The sequence below is a fragment of the Pasteurellaceae bacterium RH1A genome (assembly GCA_012221805.1).
Classification (GTDB): Bacteria; Pseudomonadota; Gammaproteobacteria; order Enterobacterales; family Pasteurellaceae; genus RH1A.
On record CP015195.1, the window covers coordinates 1,599,340 to 1,616,905 of the forward strand.

The following is a 17,566-nucleotide window of genomic DNA, read 5'->3' on the forward strand; positions in this document are numbered from 1 at the left end:
TTATCTCTAATATTGCCAGCGTTCTCGCTGGTGACAAATATAAGCGGTAAAACTAAGGCTAAAAATTGCAAAATATTAAACATAATTTTCCGCTTGTATTACAAATATCCCCACACCAGCTTGGAGGCTGTCGCTCTCGAGAGAAAAACTAAGCATATTTATTTAATAGTTCAAAAAAATCCTTATACTTTGGATCTTTCCCCTTAAAATCTTTTAATTGTTCTAGCAAATACCCTTCTCCATTAAAATAATGAACATTACCGCCACTTTTTAGCATTAACTCTAGTAAATCCAATCTATCTGGATAACGGATACACATTCTTAATGGTATTAGGTTATCCTGATTAGGAATATTAGGATCAGCTCCAGCCTCTAACAATACTTTTGCTGCCTCAATATTTTTTGAACGCATTGCGTAATGCAAGGGCGTCATTCCATATACATCTTGAGCATTGACCTCTACACCATTACTTATAAAAAAACTTACTACGTGTTTAGACGGGCTATTCGCATCAAATCCTAATAAGATTTTATGTAGCCAATTCCATTTCTCAGATGGAGTTATATCTAAAAATCCCACTTCTTTATTTATAAGGAATATCTTGTCTAAAAAATTCAGATCTCCATCTAAACTTGCGTCCAAAGCTCTTAGACTGGGATTTCTCTCGTAAATCTCTTGATATTTATCAAGAGATTTTTGTGTTTCTTTTGACGGTTTGTTTTTCATTATTTATTTCTCCGATTCCGCCAGTATTCTCACTGGTAATAAACCATAACCCAATAACATCAAGAATGATATTTCTTGTACCAAAGAGACAAAAATATAGTTATACATAGCATAGGCGTAAGCTCTAATAAAAAGCGAATTAACTCACCAAAATCTGCCTTAACAACTCCTCTTACCCAAAAAATAAGATACATAAAAAGAGAACCTAATATAGACAAAGTTAAAACCTTTATAAATAAAATGATTACTTTCATTATATATCCCTCAAAACAAAAAAGCCCATTCCGCTCTCTTTAAGCAAAACAGGCCTTGAATAACAGCATATACAAGCGGCTAGATTTAGAGGGAAATTTGCAAATTTCCTGCCGAATTTGACCGCTTGTTTAAGTTCACGCTACCAGAACTTCCACCAGCTCTTTTTACTTTCTAGCTCAACTGGCTCTGGCATGGCTTCTTTTTCAATGGGTTTGTCGAGCTGAATGTCGCTGACCAAGCCTTGTTGGTTAAAGTAGACCAAAAGCGTGCGTTGGATTGGCTCTTCATGGCCCTGGCGTTTGATAAAAACGTAATCCCAGCGGTTAGGGGCGAAAGGGTCTTTTAAGAGAGGGGAACCCAAAACATAGAGCACCTGTTCTTGGTTCATGCCAACCTTGAGCAAGTCCACACGGTCTTGTTCAAGATAGTTGCCTTGCGGCACGTCAATGCGATAGACCACTTTTTTTACCGTTGAACAGCTGCTGACACCAAGGGCGAGTAATGCGATGGCTAAAACGGACTTCATTTTCATTATTATCAACCTTCTTTTAAAAATTGTGCAAATCATACCGAAACTTGCTGAAAAATGCCATTATTTATTGCGTTCTAACTGGTCACGCAAGTTGGCCGGCAATCCTTTGATGGTTAATGTATCATTTAGTTCGTCCCAAATGATACGTTGGCTCAATAATTCAGCATCAAAGCTGATGGTGACCCCCTTGCCCGAGCCTGAAAATTTGGTCAGGGTTTTCAGGGCATTGCGTACAGGCGGAATGCTTTCTTCTAGGCCATATTCTTGGCTTTCGGTGAACTGGGCGAAGTCCTGTTCATTCAGGGTTGGCAGGGCAGCAGACAGCTCGCCCAAGGCAATTTCTTCCCCGCTGTTGATTTGCCCCTTGCAGTAGTCAAAGGCCTGCTTTTTCACGGCCTGTTTTTGTTCTTTATTGAGTTCGCCCTGTTCGCAATAATCGCTAACGGCTTGGAGCAGGGTTTGGTTTTGCAGTTGCGGGTTCAGCCCCTCTTCTGCGCCGAGGAAATCCATAAAGAAATCGGCAATCTTACGCCCCACTCGGCCCTTGATAAAGGTTAAGTAACGGTTGGATTGGGCGTTGATTTTAAGCTCCGTTAAGTTAATGCGGCAGGCAATGTCGTATTGGGTGATGTCTAAATATTGGGTGCGTTTGACCTCCAATTTTTCGTCCACCAACATGGAAGATCGGCTGTCGATCAGGGCGATAAAGAGGTAGTCAGTGGCCAAGAAATTGTAGCGACAAAGAATAAAAGTGCCGCCTGCGGCAAAGGGATATTTGGCCAGTTCAGTGGCCAGCATTTTGGCACAACTGTGGCTGAAGGGCAGGAAGTCGTTTTCCCCTTCCAAAAGGCGGTTGAGCCGCTGGGCAAAGACCGAGGTTTCTTGAAAGAGGCCGTAAGCCTTGGCCTTGCTTTGGTAGGCCTGGTGGAGCTGCAACATCATTTGCTCGACTTCAGGGCTAATGGCCAGCAGGTCTTCACGCAAAATGGTGGTCAATGTTGGGGTTTCCGCCTCTTCTTGGTGAAGCTGGTGCAGCACAATTTCAGTAACGTTAATACTCATTTTCTTATCTCAAACTTGGCAAAAATAGGCGACTATTTTGCGTGAAATCTTGCCATCTGACAAATAAATTTGCCCTTTGCCCTTGAAATTTCCCCCAATTTTGCTACATTCCTCAAGTATTTTTCTTTGTTTTTAGGTACCTCCAATGACTCAGCAACTTGAGCTAATTAAATCGTCTATTAAATCTATTCCAAATTACCCGAAAGAGGGCATTATTTTCCGTGATATTACCTCTTTACTCGAAGTCCCAGCCGCCTTCCAAGCCACTGTCGATGCCATTGTGGCCGAATTTAAAGACAAGGGCATTACCAAAATTGTCGGCACAGAATCCCGCGGTTTTATCTTTGGTGCGCCTGTGGCTTTGGCCCTTGGTCTGCCTTTTGTGCTGGTGCGTAAGCCGAAAAAACTCCCTCGTGCGGTGATTTCTCAATCCTACTCGCTTGAATATGGTGAAGACACCCTTGAAATCCACACTGATTCAGTGCAAGAGGGCGATAAAGTCTTAATTATTGATGACCTCTTGGCCACAGGCGGCACAGTGGAAGCCACCGCAAAACTTATCCGCCGCTTGGGTGGCACAGTGGAAAATGCCGCTTTTGTGATTTGGTTGCCTGCCCTTGGTGGTGCTGAACGTTTAAGCCAAAGTGGGATTGAGTCTTTCACGCTGGTGAGTTTTGACGGGCATTAAAAACAAGCGGTATTAATTTGCAAAAAACCTGCAAATTTACCCCGCTTGTTAATAGATTAGGATAGCGCCAGCCTCCAGGCTGGTGCTTTAATCTCGCTTATGAGCACCAGCCTGGAGGCTGGCGCTATCATCATAAGTTTCAATAACTGAAAAAAGGTAACTATGTCCTATCAAGTTCTTGCTCGCAAATGGCGGCCGCAACGCTTTTCTCAGGTTGTGGGGCAGGGCCATGTTCTGTCAGCCCTTGAAAACGGCTTGCGTGAAGGCAGGCTGCACCATGCTTACCTTTTTTCAGGCACACGAGGGGTGGGCAAGACCTCCATCGCCCGCCTTTTTGCCAAGGGGCTGAACTGCGAAAACGGCATTACAGCCGACCCTTGCGGCGAATGTGCCAACTGCAAGGCCATTGAAGAGGGGCGATTTATCGATCTCATCGAGATTGATGCCGCCTCCCGCACCAAGGTGGAAGACACCCGTGAGCTCTTGGACAACGTGCAATACAAGCCCACGGTCGGCCGCTTTAAGGTTTACCTGATTGACGAGGTGCATATGCTCTCTCGCCACAGCTTTAATGCCCTGCTCAAAACCTTGGAAGAGCCGCCAGAGTATGTCAAATTCCTGCTGGCCACCACCGATCCGCAAAAGCTGCCTATAACCATTCTCTCCCGCTGTATGCAGTTCCATTTGCGTGCCTTGGAGGCGGGGCAAATTCGCAGCCATCTTGAATTTATTTTACAAGAAGAACAGATCCCCTTTGAGCTGCCAGCCCTTGAAAAATTAGCCAAGGCCGCCAACGGCAGTGTGCGGGACGCCTTGAGCCTGACCGATCAGGCCATTGCAGTGAGCAATGCCAACATCACCCTGCCCACCGTGCAGCAAATGCTGGGCTTGATTGATGATCATCAGCCGCTGGAACTTGTACAAGCCCTGGCCCTGGCCGATGGCGAAAAGGCTATGGCTGTTCTACAAAGTGTGGCGGAAAAGGGCGTGGACTGGCAACAGCTGTTAAGCGATGTGGCCCAAACCCTGCACCAAATTGCCCTCTTGCAGCTCCTGCCTCATAGCCATGAGGAGGAAACGCCCCTGCACTTCTTGGCCAAGCAGATTGCCCCTGAAGATGTGCAATTTTTCTATCAGCTTATGCTAACGGGCAAGAAAGAGCTGCCTTTAGCGCCAGATCAGCGTTCCGGCGTGGAAATGACCTTTCTGCGAGCCTTGGCCTTCCACCCTAAGCGGGTGATTGAAATGCCACTTGCCCCGCCAAGCCCTGTTCAGCCGCCTGCCCCAAGCCAGCCTGTGGCTAATCCTCAAGACAATATTGCGGCCATTCGTGAACGCTTGGGAGCGACACAAGCCCAGCCTGAACCACAGCAAGCGGGGCAAAATGCGGCAAAATTTGCAAAAAAACCGCCTGAAGCCACCGCTTTAGCTGAACAAAAAAACACCGCCACATCGCCTGCCTTGGAAGCCCTAAAGGCTCGCCAACAGCTCCAAGCCCAGCGTGAAGAATTGGCCCAAAAGGCTGAAGAAGGCGAAAAAAAAAAGCCTGAGCCACTAAACCCAATAAGCTCCAAAGCGCCTAGCAAAAAGGCCGACAAGCTCAACTTGCAGGAACGCTTTGCTGCCCTGGCTGCCCCAGCCGAGGAAAAGCCTGCGGCCAGCCACCGCCCTGCCCCGCCACCAAGCGATGAAGAATACCGCTGGACCTGGCTCAATCCCGAATTAGAACACGAGGTCGAGGAAGAAAAACCCTCCGACATCAAGCAAGCCATCTTGCAGGAACGCACGCCCGAGCTGGTTCGCAAAACCATCGCCCTTTCTTGTGAGCGAGATGAATGGAGCCGGCTCATTAGTCAGCTCAACCTAGGCGGCCTGCCCCGCCAGTTGGCACTCAACAGTTATGTCAGCCAAAAATCCGACAAGCACTTAAATTTGGTCCTCAACCCTTCCATGGCCCATTTGAATAATGACGACACTCGCCAAAGCCTGGCTCAAGCCCTGGAAAAACAAGGATTTGACTACCAATTAAGAGTGGGCGAAGCCAATGCAGATAAAACCCCGCTTGAACTCCGCCGCCAGATTTTTGAGGAGCTGACCCAGCAGGCCAGAACGGCCCTTCATGCCGATCCTAAACTGGCCCTGCTTAAAAAAGCCTTTGGAGCCGAGCTGGATGAGTCCACCATTCGGGCCGTGGCCGAAAAATAAGGAAACCTATGTACGCACTTGAAATCAAACAACTGGTCAAGCAATACCCCCGAGGGGTTCAGGCGGTCAAAGGCATTGATTTGACTGTTGAAGATGGGGATTTTTACGCCCTCCTAGGCCACAATGGAGCGGGCAAGTCCACCACCATCGGGATTATTAGCTGCCTGGTCAATAAAACCAGCGGCTCGGTCAAGGTTTTTGGCTTTGACTTGGACAAGCAAAAAGTCCAATTAAAACAACAGATTGGCCTGGTGCCGCAGGAGTTTAACTTTAACCAGTTCGAGCAGGTTATTGATATCCTCATTTATCAGGCTGGCTATTATGGGATTGGCCGAAAAACAGCACTGGAGCGAGCCGAATACTGGCTTAAGCGGCTGGAACTCTGGGAAAAACGCCATGCCCTGATTCGGGAACTGTCTGGCGGCATGAAGCGGCGGGTGATGATTGCCCGCGCCCTCATGCACAACCCTCGCCTGCTGATTTTGGACGAGCCAACCGCTGGCGTGGACATTGAACTGCGCCGCTCCCTCTGGGATTTCTTGCGGGAGCTTAACCAACAAGGCACGACCATTATTCTGACCACTCACTATTTGGAAGAGGCCGAAAACCTTTGTCGCCATATTGGCATTATTCAAAACGGCAAATTGGTGGAAAACACCTCCATGAAGGCTCTTTTAGCCAAACTGGAAAGTGAGACCTTTGTGCTAGATTTGGCCCAACATAAACCGCTTGTAATTGAGGATTACCCCCTTGAATGGCTGGACGACACCACGATTGAGGTGGAAGTTCAGCGGGAGCAAGGGCTCAACAAGCTCTTCCAACAACTTAGCCAACAAGGTGCGGAGGTCTTGAGCCTACGCAACAAGTCCAACCGCCTTGAAGAACTCTTTATGAAGATGAAAGATTGATATGCAAAACTGGATCGGATTTTATACACTGGCCATCAAAGAGGCCAAACGGGTACTTCGGATCTGGCGCCAAACCTTGGTTCCACCTATGATCACCACCACCCTCTACTTCCTGATTTTCGGCACCTTGATAGGCAAGCGGATCGGCGAGATGAACGGGGTCAGCTATATGCAGTTTATCGCCCCAGGCCTGATTATGATGTCGGCCATCACGGCCTCCTACACCAACACGGCCTCCTCCTTCTTCCTCAGCAAGTTTGTGCGTAACATTGAAGAAATGCTGGTTTCGCCCCTTTCCACCCATACCCTCATTTGGGGTTACATTGCAGGCAGCATCACCCGTGGCGGCCTGGTGGGGATCTTGGTCACCCTGATTACCTTGAGCTTTGTGGACTACCAGATCCATTCCTGGCTTATCATCAACGCCGTTATGCTCCTGACCATCATCACCTTTGCCCTGGGCGGCCTGATCAACGCCGTCTTTGCCCGCAATTTTGACGACATCGGCATCATCCCCACCTTTGTGCTGACACCACTGACCTACCTGGGCGGGGTCTTCTACTCTATCTCGCTTCTACCTGATTTTTGGCAGTCAGTCTCCAAATTCAACCCCATTGTTTATATGATTAACGGCTTCCGCTATGGCTTTTTAGGCCAAAGCGATGTGGATATTGTTTATACCTTTGCCGTGCTGGGTGTGTTTTTTGTGATTTTATATAGTATTGCCTACCGCTTGATTGAAAAGGGTGTGGGGTTGAGATCCTAGGATTATTGGTAATTTGAGTACTTTGAGTACTTTGAGTACTTTGAGTACTAAATTGCCCCCCTCCGCCTTCGGCACCTCCCCCGCAAGCGGGTGGAGGGAAGTTTCATCAATATTTTGTATAACTTTCGCTCCCTCCGCTTGCGGGGGGAGCTGCCCGAAGGGCTGAGGGGGGAGTATCAATCCTCCTAGAACTTGCAAAAAACCAGAAAAAAACAACCGCTTGTAGATCTACAAGCGGTTTCTTTTTGGGTCTTTTTTGCAAATTAACGGAAGAGATCCCGTTGTTTGCTTCTGATGGCCTTAAACTGGCTAATCAACATTAAGCCCAAGACCAAAATATAGGCTCCAAAAACCACGATCAGCCATTGGGCCATGGAAAAGCCTAGGAATTGCCATTCCACCTTGCTGCACATACCGCCTGCCTCAAAGACGCTAGGCAGCCATTCATTGAGCGGCAGGGTTGAAGGGAAATCGACCTTAATGGGGCATTGGTTCCAAGGGGAGGGGTTAAGTTGGTAGTCGGTATGCTTGAGGGCAAGCGATAGGCCTTTAATGGCGCCAAATAAGCCTAGGGCCAGGGCCAGCCAGCGGATAATGAGCCAGCGGGGGGCAATTAGGCCAATCAGGCCTGCCCCCAGGACAGCAAATAAGGCTAGGCGTTCATAAATACACATCACACAAGGCACCAGCCCCATGCCGTGTTGGAAATAAAGGGCGGTGGCCTCAAGGGCAGCAGCACTGACGACCAGCAGGAACCAGCTGCTGCGCTGCATTGAAATTTGTTTGAAAAAACCTAGCATAATTCTTTCCTTCTTAACGCATAATTAACCAGCCCCAAGACCCCATCAAGGAGGTAATACTCGGCAAAATACATTCCACACCAATAAAGCCAACCAGGGCTAATACAATGGTGTAAGGCAGGGCCATATAGGCCATTTTACCATAAGAAAGGCGAATAAGGGGCGCCAATGAAGACGTTAAGAGAAAGAGGAAGGCAGCCTGGCCATTCGGGGTGGCAACCGATGGCAGGTTGGTGCCAGTGTTAATGGCCACGGCAATTAAGTCGAACTGTTCACGGCTAATCACGCCACTGGTCAGGGCGGTTTTGGCTTCGTTGATGTAAACCGTGCCAACAAAAACGTTATCTGAAATGGCAGACAGAAGGCCGTTAAAGATATAGAACAGGGCCAGTTGTGAGCTTGGTTCAGAAGACAGGACGAAATTGATGATCGGTTCAAATAATTTCAGGTCGATGATAACCGCCACAATGGAGAAGAAAACCACCAAGAGAGCCGTAAAAGGCAGGGATTCTTGGAAGGCCTTGCCGATGGCGTGTTCATCCGTTACGCCACAGAAGGCGGTGCAGATGATGATGATGGTTAGGCCGATAATGCCCACATCTGCCAAATGTAGGGCCAAGCCGATAATGAGCCAGATGCCCGCAATGGCTTGCACAATCAAGCGGAAGCGATCTTGCTGGGTCATTTTTTGCTCTCTGGAAATATTATAGCGGGCTAAAACCAGCCAAACTTTACGAGGCAAGCGGTCACCATAGCCGAATAATTTGTATTTTTCTAGTAAGTAGCAGGTGGCCACGCCGCAAATAAAGACAGGCACACTGACAGGCGCTACCCGCAGCAAGAACTCGCCAAAACTCCAACTGGCCTGTTCGGCAATGATCAGGTTTTGCGGCTCGCCTACCATGGTCATCACCCCACCCAGGGCGCTACCCACAGCAGCGTGCATAAGTAGGCTGCGTAAAAAGCCACGGAACTGCTCTAAGACCTGCTTGTTGGTGATGATCTGTTCATCATTGGTGATGTCAGTCGAATCCTCAAAATTTTTGCCTGAGGCCACCTTGTGATAGACCCCATAAAAGCCCATGCCTACGCTGATGATAACCGCAATTACCGTTAGGGCATCAAGGAAGGCGGAAAGAAAAGCGGCACTCAAACAGAAGGCTAGGGAAAGGGTCTTTTTAGAATGGATACTTATGATGAGCTTGGTAAAGAGGTGGAGTAAGAGTTGCTTCATAAAGAAAATACCTGCCACCATAAACATCAAGAGCAAGATAACCTCAAAATTGGCCATAATTTCTTCTTTAATGTGATGTGGACTGGTCATCCCAATCACCACGGCCTCAATGGCCAATAAACCGCCTGGTTGGAGGGGGTAGCATTTGAGTGCCATGGCCAGGGTAAAAATAAATTCGGCTACCAAAACCCAGCCAGCGAGAAAGGGATCCACAAAGAAAAATAGTAAAGGATTGACAATTAAAAAGGCAATAATGGCCAATTTATACCATTCAGGCGTATTGCCCAGAAAGGTTTTAAACATCACATTAAACGATGACACAGTCTATACTCCAAAAATAAACATTAATATCGTGATTGTAATATAGATTAGATTAAACGATAATAGCGTGAACTGCTTTAGAGTAATAAGTTTTTGATATTTGTTAAATACGTCACACTTTTTTAAATTATTCGCTGAAACTTTAATCAGACCATGGAATGTTTGTAATGGATAAATCACCTATTTTAAAAGCCCAAAGCCCAGCCGCCCTTGCCGAAGAATACATCATCAAGAGCATTTGGAACCAGCACTTCCCAGCAGGTTCAGACCTGCCAGCCGAGCGTGATTTGGCCGATAAAATAGGCGTGACCCGCACCACCCTGCGAGAGGTTTTACAGCGTTTGGCTCGAGATGGCTGGCTGCAAATCCAACACGGCAAGGCCACCAAGGTTAATAATATTTGGGAAACAGCTGGCCCCAATTTAATTGAAACCTTGATCCAACTAAACCCCAGCTCTGCCGCCCTGATTGTGGGCGATGTGGTTTCCCTCCGCACCCGAATGTCTGAATACTACATCACTGAAGCCATCAAACACAACCAAGCCGACAGCCTCCGCCTCTTTGAAAAATTAGACCAATTAGAAGACAACCCCGAAGCCTATATGGAATTTGACTGGTTTATCTTCCGTCAATTTACCTTTATTGCCAATAAACCTGTTTATGGCCTTATCTTTAACACCTTCAAGGGCCTTTATAAACGGGTCAGCTCGGTCTATTTCCAAAAGCCTGAAGCCCGCCGCATCAACCTCAAATTCTACAAGGAACTGCGTGAAATCTGTCAAACCGGCCAATATCAACGGGTCTCCCCCGCCATTCTAGCCAACCGCCAAGAATGCCTGCACCTTTGGGCGGAGTTGTTGCCTAAGTTGTCGGAATTGTTTGAATAATTAATTGCACCTAGCACGAGCCGTGCTAGGTTATTTATTTGAGCCACGCTGTGGCTCCAAGCCGTGGAACGGCTTATATAAATAACCCCATACGGCTCGTATGGGGTTATTCTTAGATAGCATAATCAAAAAATACTATTTCTTACCCCTAGATGGCGCCAGCCTCTAGGCTGGTGCCGCAGACCTCTCGAACAAAAAGGCACCAGCGAGGACGCTGGCGCCATCATTTTTGCTTTAAAACTTCCCTGTAAAATTCAAGCACCCTAGATGGCGCCAGCCTCCAGGCTGGTGCCGCAGACCTCTCGAACAAAAAGGCACCAGCGAAGACGCTGGCGCCATCATAAATCCTCTTACTTCTTCTTCAAACCCGCCACTCGCTGGGAGCGGTAAATGGCATTGATGGCGTGGATAAGGGCTCGGGCTGAGCTTTCCACGATGTCGGTTGCTAGGCCCACGCCGTGGAACTTACGGCCCTCGTGTTCCACCACAATGTCCACCTGGCCTAGGGCCTCAGCACCTTCGCCTTTAGCAGTGAGGTTGTAGTGGGACATGGTTAGCTCAAGACCAGTCAAGTCCATCAAGGCATTGTAGGTGGCATCTACTGGGCCGTTGCCGCCGACAGATACCTTGCTCAGTTTCTGGCCGTCTAATTCCACCTGCACAAAGGCGGTGGCTGGAAATTCGCTGGCTACGTTGGCGGAAAGTTTATCTAGCACTAGGCGGTCTTCATCGCCCTGCTGCATATCAATAAAGGCTAGGGCTTCTAGGTCATAGTCAAAAACCTGGCCTTTCTTGTCGGCCAGTTTTAAGAAGGCTTCATAGAGCTTGTCTAAATCGTAATCGGCCTCAGTGTAGCCCATATCGGCCATATGGCCTTTCACGGCAGCGCGGCCTGAACGGGCAGTCAGATTGAGTTTCTCTTTCTTCAAGCCAATGGTTTCAGGCGACATAATTTCGTAGGTATTTTTGTGTTTGAGCATACCATCTTGATGGATACCTGAAGAATGGGCAAAAGCGTTGGAGCCAACAATGGCCTTATTGGGCTGAATTGGCATATTGCAGAGCTGGCTGACCATCTGGCTAACACGATGGATTTCCTGGGTGTTAATGCGGGTGTCAATGCCAAAAAGTTCTTGGCGGGTTTTAATGGCCATTACAACCTCTTCCAAGGCCGTGTTGCCCGCCCGTTCACCGATACCGTTGATGGTACATTCAATCTGTCTAGCCCCGTTTTGCACCGCAGTCAGTGAATTGGCCGTTGCCATACCTAAATCGTTGTGGCAGTGAACAGAAATTACCGCCTTATCAATGTTTGGCACACGGTTACGCACCTCTTTGATAATATTGCCGTATTCACTTGGCAGGCAGTAGCCCACGGTGTCAGGAATGTTTACTGTAGTCGCACCCGCAGAAATAGCCGCTTCCACAATACGGCAGATGTTATCAATACCTGTTCTGCCCGCATCTTCGCAGGAAAACTCCACATCATCAGTATAGTTTCTGGCTCGCTTAACGGAAGCGACAGCCATTGCGACTACATCATCAAAGGAACGTTTGAGCTTGGCTTCTACATGGAGGGCGGAGCTGGCGATAAAGGTGTGGATACGGAAGGCTTCGGCCACCTTGAGGGCTTCATAGGCGGCATCAATGTCCTTGTCCACCGCACGGGAGAGGGCGGCAACCCGGCTGTTTTTGATATGTTGGGCAATGGTGCGAACTGACTCAAAATCGCCTGCCGAAGAAACAGGAAAGCCGACTTCCATCACATCCACCCCCAGGCGTTCAAGGGCCAGGGCGATTTGCAGTTTTTCTTTCACGGTCAAACTGGCCTTTAGGGACTGCTCGCCATCACGTAGGGTGGTATCAAAAATAATCACGTTGTTGCTCATAGGGATCCTCTCTTAATATAAATTCGACCTCTCAGCTTATTCCCTCCCCCGCTTGCGGGGAGGGTTAGGGAGGGGGATTGCAACGAAGTTGCAAGAAAACATTACATAGCAAGCGGGGCAAAAATCTCAAAATTTTGCAAAACCATACTTTGCCTGTCGGCAAATCCCCCACCCTAGCCCTCCCCGCAAGCGGGGGAGGGAATTGGAGAGTGGAGGCTTCAAATAAAAAAGCCCGCAAGGTGCGGGCAAATATGGATAGTCAATTTCTTTTCCTCACCACTTAACCACGCACCGAGGTACGCAAGGTCAGAAGCAGGAGGAGGGAAGAAATACGTGTTACCATTGTCTTGTGTGTGTTTGCATATGTTTTAATGTGGGAGCTATATTACCGCTTAAAAAAGCCCTGTCAATAGCATTTTATATTAAAAGCAAACGTTTAACTGGCCATTTCCCTTTTCACAAAAAGATTTTATTTTTCATAAAAACCCTTTTGCGAGATTTTATGCTAATTTATTTAATCCTTATGGCAAAAATCTGCCTCTTTTAGACAAAAGGCAGATGTTAATTTTTTGTGAAAATTTTTTATTTACTGACCGCTTGCTGCCAGGTATTTGACCATTCCTTAATCACTTCTGGACTTGGCTGGCTGAATTTCAGCGCTGGATAAGTCGGGAGGGTTTTAAAGAGCGGATCGGCCTGGCTGCTCACCACAGGCTTCATCACATTATTAAAGGAGATGATTTTTTGAGCTTCTGGGCTTTGTAGGAAGGTCAGGAACTGACGGGCCAATTCAGGCTGCTTGCTGGTTTTGGTGATGGCAGCCACTTCAATTTGTGCCAAATGGCCCTCTTCAAAGCTGGCGGCAACATAGTCCTGGCTTTGTTCGTGCCACTGATGGTAGAGCGGTGAGGTGCTGTAGCTTAGCACTAAATCCGATTCGCCCTTGAGAAAGGCCCCATAGGTTTCCGACCAGCCCTTGCCCACGGTAACGGTATGTTTTGCAAGTTTTTGCCAGGCCTGGGCCGCTTGTGAGCCATAGACTGTATTGACCCAATAGAGCAAGCCCCGGCCAACCGTGCTGGTGCGGGGGTCTTGGTAGATGACCTTCAGATCTTGGCGTTCAACCAGCTCTTTGAGGCTTTTTGGTGGGTTGGTTAGCTTGGTTTTATTGTAAATAAAGGCAAATTCTCCGTAGTCGTAGGGGTAGAAGGTCGGGTTGATCCAGGCTTCTGGCAGTTCGGCCTGGCTGCTTAGGCCATGCTCAACAAATAATCCTGATTTTTCCGCCTCGCCCATGGCGAAATTATCCAGGCCCAACATCACGTCCGCCTTGGTTTTCTTGCCCTCTAGGCGAATGCGGTTGAACATGGTAATCCCATCTTCAAAGGGCATAAATTTCAGATCGCACTTGCATTGGGCTTCAAAAAGCGGTTCAAGTTGCGGGGCTGGGCCGTATTTGGAGGTGAAGGAGTCGTAGGTGTAAACGGTTAAGGTGGGTTGGCTGGCAAATGCACTTGTGGCAAGAGCAAGGCTTGAAAGCACGAATAAAGAGCGTTTCATGGTGTGTTCCTTCTAAAGTAAAAAATGGGTGAGCTGTAGGGAGGGCATCCCTGCCCACCATTTCATATTCCTTTGAACGGTGGGCAGGGATGCCCACCCTACATCAATAATTTAGAAGGATTTAAAACAGAAAAAGCACTGTCTCAAATCCCTACGCTGATGCTAATCAGATCAGGTTCTATGGGTATTTCTCAGCTTGCGCACCCCATTGAGAACGCCACATTGTAAATAAAATGTAAACAAACCACAAGAAAATTTCCGCAACCGTTTGCTTTTCTGGCAAAAACCTTTATACTAGGCACCCGTTTGTTCAACGGGAAAATAAGATGAAACACGCTAAAGACACCAAATTTTCACAGCCAAGCCTTGCTATCCGAGGCTTGGCTATTTTTTTATTTTCCCCTTATTAAGATCTCGTTTGAGATCTTTTTTTTCGCCTACAAGCGGGCAGGATTTGATAAAAATTTGCAAATTTAGAGGAAAACCATGAGCCAGTTAATTCGCACCCTAAAAAGCCATATTCGTGATGAAGTGATTAAAAAAGGCGGTTGGGTCAATGCCCATGCCCACGCCGACCGGGCCTTTACCATGACGCCTGAAAAAATCACTATCTACCAAAATGCCAACCTGCAACAAAAGTGGGACTTGGTGGATGAGGTTAAGCGCCAATCCAGCGTGGACGACTACTACCGCCGCTTTAGCCAGGCCATTGAGCTGATGATTTCCCAAGGGGTGACGGCCTTTGGCACCTTTGTGGACATCGACCAAATTTGTGAAGATCGGGCCATTATTGCCGCCCACAAGGCCCGAGAGGTTTATAAGAGCGACATCATCCTCAAGTTCGCCAACCAAACCCTCAAGGGGGTGATTGAACCGACCGCCCGCAAGTGGTTTGATATTGGTTCGGAAATGGTGGATATGATTGGTGGCCTGCCCTATCGGGATGAATTGGACTACGGCAAGGGCCTGGAGGCCATGGATATTTTGATGGAGACGGCCAAGTCCCAGGGCAAGATGTTGCATGTTCACGTCGATCAGTTCAACACCCCAACCGAAAAAGAAACCGAGCAGCTTTGCGATAAGGCCATGGAGCACGGCATGCAGGGCCGAGTGGTCGGCATTCACGGCATTTCCATTGGCGCCCATTCCAAAGAATACCGTCAGATGCTTTATCAGAAAATGAAGGCCTGCGATATGATGATGATCGCCTGCCCTATGGCCTGGATCGACAGTAACCGCAAGGAAGATCTTATGCCCTTCCATAATGCCCTAACGCCTGCCGATGAGATGATCCCCCAGGGCATTACAGTGGCCATTGGCACGGACAATATCTGCGACTATATGGTACCGCTTTGCGAGGGCGATATGTGGCAGGAGTTGAGCCTACTCTCGGCAGGCTGCCGCTTTACCCACTTGGATGAGATGGTTAATATTGCCAGTACCAATGGGCGCAAGGTGCTGGGTTTGCTGTAATAACATAAAATAACAAGGGGGCTATTGATAATTCCCCCCTCAGCCCTTCGGGCAGCTCCCCCGCAAGCGGAGGGAGCGAAAGTTACACAAAATATTGATGGGAAACTTCCCTCCACCCGCTTGCGGGGGGAGGTGCCGAAGGCGGAGGGGGGGGATTTAACTAACTTTAATTAAATTATCAACAGCCCCTAGGGCGTGTCCTAGCTTATTTAAACCAAGTTCCCCACAATAGAACGAGTTTCTAGGCGAACTTCAGTCAATTTTACCCGTACAGCCTGGCCAATTTGGTAAGCCTTTTCGCCCTTGATATAGAGGGCGATTTCCTCTGGGCGGTAGTCCATTTCCTCCTTGTTGTCGTGGAGGGTGGAGAAAGGCACAAAGATGGACGCACCATTTTCAATCACTCGCACCCGTAGGCCACCACGGGAAACATCGGCAATTTCGCCCTCAAATTCCACATTCTGCTCCACTTTCGGGGCCAAATAGCGGGCATAGAGCCAGTCGGCAATATCCCTTTCCACCATACGGTTTTGCTTGCGAGCCTCTTGCAGGCGGGCCAAAATACTTTCCTCTACAGGCGGTGTAGCTTGCTGACGCAAACAGGCCTTAATCAGACGATGATTGACCATATCGCCATACTTACGAATCGGTGAAGTCCAGGTGGCATAGTGGCTAATGCCCAGGCCAAAGTGCGGGGCCACCGTGTTGCTAAAGAGGGCGAAGGTCAAATAACGGCGTAAACGTAGTTCCAAGAAGTTTTCAGGGAAATCCCGAATGTCCCGCTGCATTTGGCAGTAGCCATCTAGGGTTTGTAAGGCCTCTAGGCTGTAACGCTCTGCCAATTCGGCTCGGTTTTCATCGGTCGCTAGGGTATCCAGCAAGAAGGCTTGCACAGCTTCTAGGTTCTTAGGATCAAAGCCTGAATGGGTGTTAAAGACCCCTGTTTGGGCGTTTTTGTCCAAGAATTGGGCGGCACAGATATTGGCAATGATCATCGATTCTTCAATCATCTGGTTGGCAATGCGACGGTATTCCACGTGAATATCGGTCACTTCGCCATCTTCTGCTAGCTCAAAACTGTAATCGCCTTGTTCCTTAAAGACCAGGGCGTTTTTGCTACGCCAGTCAATTCGGGCCAGGGTGAATTGGTGGAGCCAGTCGATTTGTTGCTTGGTCTCCGCCTCCTCTGGTTGCCAGGCCTTTTCCTTGCCCTCTAGGTAGTCGGACACATTATCGTAGGCCAGTTTCGCCTTGGACTCGACCCAGGCAGAGGTGAAGCGAGTCTCGCCTACAATCTCCCCGCTTAAATCGGTTTCGATAAAGGCCACCAGGGCTGGGCGTTTGGCATTTGGCACAAGGGAACAGAGGTCGTCTGATAATTCCCGTGGCAGCATTGGGATATTAAAGCCTGGCAGGTAGTTGGTGAAACAACGCTGGCGGGCGGCCTGTTCAATCTTGGAATCCAGCGGAATATAGGCCGTTGGGTCGGCAATGGCTACCACCAGCTTCCAGCCTGTTTGCTGGCCCTTGGTCTCAAGTGGCTCGATATAAAGGGCATCGTCCATATCCTGGGTGCTTGGGCTGTCGATGGTGGTGAAGTAAAGACTGGTTAGGTCTTCACGTTCTAATTCATCGTGCAACTCATAGCTGGCCTCATTGGCCACGGGTTCACGGGGCTGCTCGTGGCGGGCCAGCGTAACCCACCAAGGAGCGAAGTTGTCGTCCTTGCTACAGATAAACTGGGTGATTTGGGCGAAGAAAAAGCGATCATCACGCAAAGGGTGGGTCTTGAGTTCAGCCACCACCCAGTCGCCCTCTTGCAGTTTTTCCGCCACCTTCTTCTGCTGGCTGGCTCCGATTGGTGCCTTGATGTTAGGGTGATCAACCACCACCTGCAACTTGCCCTCACGGCCGAATTTGACCCGTGCAATAAAGCGGGTCAGCATAGGCTCAATGAGGCTGTCCACTTCGGCTTGTTCCTTATCACCATCCTTGATCACAGCAGCCTTGATCTTATCGCCGTGCATCACCTTCTTCATTTCTTGAGGGGAATAAAGTAGCTCTTTTTCTCGCATTCTAAGAAGCCGTAGGCCTTGTCCGTGCCTTTGACCGTGCCTTCAACAAATTCCTTGCTGTCGTGCATTTGCTGTTTTAATTGGGCAAGTAGGGGGTTGTTTTGAAACATTAATTTTAATTCTCTATAAATAAAAATGCCCTGCCCTATAATTAGAGCAGGGATGGGAGGATATAAGCGGTATA

At 48.4% G+C, this 17,566-nt stretch carries 14 protein-coding genes, 1 pseudogene and 1 other annotated feature; of the genes and pseudogenes, 6 read left to right on the forward strand and 9 right to left on the reverse strand.

All coding sequences use genetic code 11. The features are described 5' to 3' along the window. Positions 1-148 precede the first annotated feature (148 nt). The 4 genes from A4G20_07510 to A4G20_07525 form a co-directional block, all read right to left on the reverse strand. Positions 149-727 (reverse strand): hypothetical protein, encoded by a 579-nt coding sequence (locus A4G20_07510; protein QIW16186.1) that lies wholly within the window; start codon positions 725-727, stop codon positions 149-151. A 59-nt stretch (positions 728-786) separates the two neighbouring features. Next, the gene (locus A4G20_07515; GenBank protein ID QIW16187.1) at positions 787-981 is read right to left on the reverse strand and encodes a hypothetical protein; all 195 of its coding nucleotides are present in this window, start codon (positions 979-981) and stop codon (positions 787-789) included. Positions 982-1,121: 140 nt separating this feature from the next. Then, the gene (locus A4G20_07520) at positions 1,122-1,514 is read right to left on the reverse strand and encodes a membrane biogenesis protein (protein ID QIW16188.1); all 393 of its coding nucleotides are present in this window, start codon (positions 1,512-1,514) and stop codon (positions 1,122-1,124) included. Positions 1,515-1,574: 60 nt separating this feature from the next. Then, complete coding sequence (locus A4G20_07525) at positions 1,575-2,576, reverse strand: nucleoid-associated protein YejK (GenBank protein QIW16189.1); 1,002 nt, start codon at positions 2,574-2,576, stop codon at positions 1,575-1,577. A 145-nt stretch (positions 2,577-2,721) separates the two neighbouring features. Between A4G20_07525 and A4G20_07530 the strand changes: the two genes are divergently transcribed. The 4 genes from A4G20_07530 (at position 2,722) to A4G20_07545 (ending at position 7,143) form a co-directional block, all read left to right on the forward strand. Beyond that, a complete protein-coding gene (locus A4G20_07530; protein ID QIW16190.1) occupies positions 2,722-3,264 on the forward strand; it encodes an adenine phosphoribosyltransferase in 543 nt (180 codons plus the stop codon). Between the two features lie 162 nt (positions 3,265-3,426). Then, positions 3,427-5,469 (forward strand): DNA polymerase III subunit gamma/tau, encoded by a 2,043-nt coding sequence (locus tag A4G20_07535; GenBank protein QIW16191.1) that lies wholly within the window; start codon positions 3,427-3,429, stop codon positions 5,467-5,469. An 8-nt stretch (positions 5,470-5,477) separates the two neighbouring features. After that, positions 5,478-6,377: an ABC transporter gene (locus tag A4G20_07540; GenBank protein QIW16192.1), complete on the forward strand. Its 900-nt coding sequence runs from the start codon at positions 5,478-5,480 to the stop codon at positions 6,375-6,377. A 1-nt stretch (position 6,378) separates the two neighbouring features. Continuing rightward, positions 6,379-7,143 carry an ABC transporter permease gene (locus A4G20_07545; protein QIW16193.1) on the forward strand — a complete coding sequence of 255 codons (765 nt, stop codon included), beginning with the start codon at positions 6,379-6,381 and terminating at the stop codon, positions 7,141-7,143. 263 nt (positions 7,144-7,406) lie between these two features. Here the strand turns inward: A4G20_07545 and A4G20_07550 are convergent, their stop codons facing one another. Both A4G20_07550 and A4G20_07555 read right to left on the reverse strand, forming a co-directional pair. Continuing rightward, positions 7,407-7,943, reverse strand: a complete 537-nt coding sequence (locus A4G20_07550; GenBank protein QIW16194.1) for a disulfide bond formation protein B — start codon at positions 7,941-7,943, stop codon at positions 7,407-7,409. A gap of 13 nt (positions 7,944-7,956) precedes the next feature. Continuing rightward, complete coding sequence (locus tag A4G20_07555; GenBank protein QIW16195.1) at positions 7,957-9,498, reverse strand: Na+/H+ antiporter NhaB; 1,542 nt, start codon at positions 9,496-9,498, stop codon at positions 7,957-7,959. A gap of 167 nt (positions 9,499-9,665) precedes the next feature. On the opposite strand from A4G20_07555, the gene A4G20_07560 reads away from it, so the two are divergent. Beyond that, positions 9,666-10,385: a fatty acid metabolism regulator gene (locus tag A4G20_07560; GenBank protein QIW16196.1), complete on the forward strand. Its 720-nt coding sequence runs from the start codon at positions 9,666-9,668 to the stop codon at positions 10,383-10,385. 350 nt (positions 10,386-10,735) lie between these two features. On the opposite strand, the gene A4G20_07565 is transcribed toward A4G20_07560, so the two are convergent. Continuing rightward, positions 10,736-12,274 (reverse strand): 2-isopropylmalate synthase, encoded by a 1,539-nt coding sequence (locus tag A4G20_07565; protein QIW16197.1) that lies wholly within the window; start codon positions 12,272-12,274, stop codon positions 10,736-10,738. A 582-nt stretch (positions 12,275-12,856) separates the two neighbouring features. After that, positions 12,857-13,834 (reverse strand): thiamine ABC transporter substrate binding subunit, encoded by a 978-nt coding sequence (locus A4G20_07570; GenBank protein ID QIW16198.1) that lies wholly within the window; start codon positions 13,832-13,834, stop codon positions 12,857-12,859. Positions 13,835-13,964: 130 nt separating this feature from the next. Next, positions 13,965-14,052, reverse strand: a binding site (TPP riboswitch). 268 nt (positions 14,053-14,320) lie between these two features. On the opposite strand from A4G20_07570, the gene A4G20_07575 reads away from it, so the two are divergent. Beyond that, positions 14,321-15,307 carry a hypothetical protein gene (locus tag A4G20_07575; GenBank protein ID QIW16199.1) on the forward strand — a complete coding sequence of 329 codons (987 nt, stop codon included), beginning with the start codon at positions 14,321-14,323 and terminating at the stop codon, positions 15,305-15,307. Between the two features lie 209 nt (positions 15,308-15,516). Here the strand turns inward: A4G20_07575 and A4G20_07580 are convergent. Continuing rightward, a pseudogene (locus tag A4G20_07580) lies at positions 15,517-17,492 on the reverse strand (exoribonuclease II). Positions 17,493-17,566 lie beyond the last annotated feature (74 nt).

Coding starts and splice junctions, on each gene's coding strand:
- A4G20_07515 (QIW16187.1), bottom strand. CDS start 981: ATGAAAGTAATCATTTTATTTATAAAGGTTTTAACTTTGTCTATATTA.
- A4G20_07575 (QIW16199.1), top strand. CDS start 14,321: ATGAGCCAGTTAATTCGCACCCTAAAAAGCCATATTCGTGATGAAGTG.
- A4G20_07560 (QIW16196.1), top strand. CDS start 9,666: ATGGATAAATCACCTATTTTAAAAGCCCAAAGCCCAGCCGCCCTTGCC.
- A4G20_07550 (QIW16194.1), bottom strand. CDS start 7,943: ATGCTAGGTTTTTTCAAACAAATTTCAATGCAGCGCAGCAGCTGGTTC.
- A4G20_07535 (QIW16191.1), top strand. CDS start 3,427: ATGTCCTATCAAGTTCTTGCTCGCAAATGGCGGCCGCAACGCTTTTCT.
- A4G20_07565 (QIW16197.1), bottom strand. CDS start 12,274: ATGAGCAACAACGTGATTATTTTTGATACCACCCTACGTGATGGCGAG.
- A4G20_07525 (QIW16189.1), bottom strand. CDS start 2,576: ATGAGTATTAACGTTACTGAAATTGTGCTGCACCAGCTTCACCAAGAA.
- A4G20_07520 (QIW16188.1), bottom strand. CDS start 1,514: ATGAAAATGAAGTCCGTTTTAGCCATCGCATTACTCGCCCTTGGTGTC.
- A4G20_07545 (QIW16193.1), top strand. CDS start 6,379: ATGCAAAACTGGATCGGATTTTATACACTGGCCATCAAAGAGGCCAAA.
- A4G20_07530 (QIW16190.1), top strand. CDS start 2,722: ATGACTCAGCAACTTGAGCTAATTAAATCGTCTATTAAATCTATTCCA.
- A4G20_07510 (QIW16186.1), bottom strand. CDS start 727: ATGAAAAACAAACCGTCAAAAGAAACACAAAAATCTCTTGATAAATAT.
- A4G20_07570 (QIW16198.1), bottom strand. CDS start 13,834: ATGAAACGCTCTTTATTCGTGCTTTCAAGCCTTGCTCTTGCCACAAGT.
- A4G20_07540 (QIW16192.1), top strand. CDS start 5,478: ATGTACGCACTTGAAATCAAACAACTGGTCAAGCAATACCCCCGAGGG.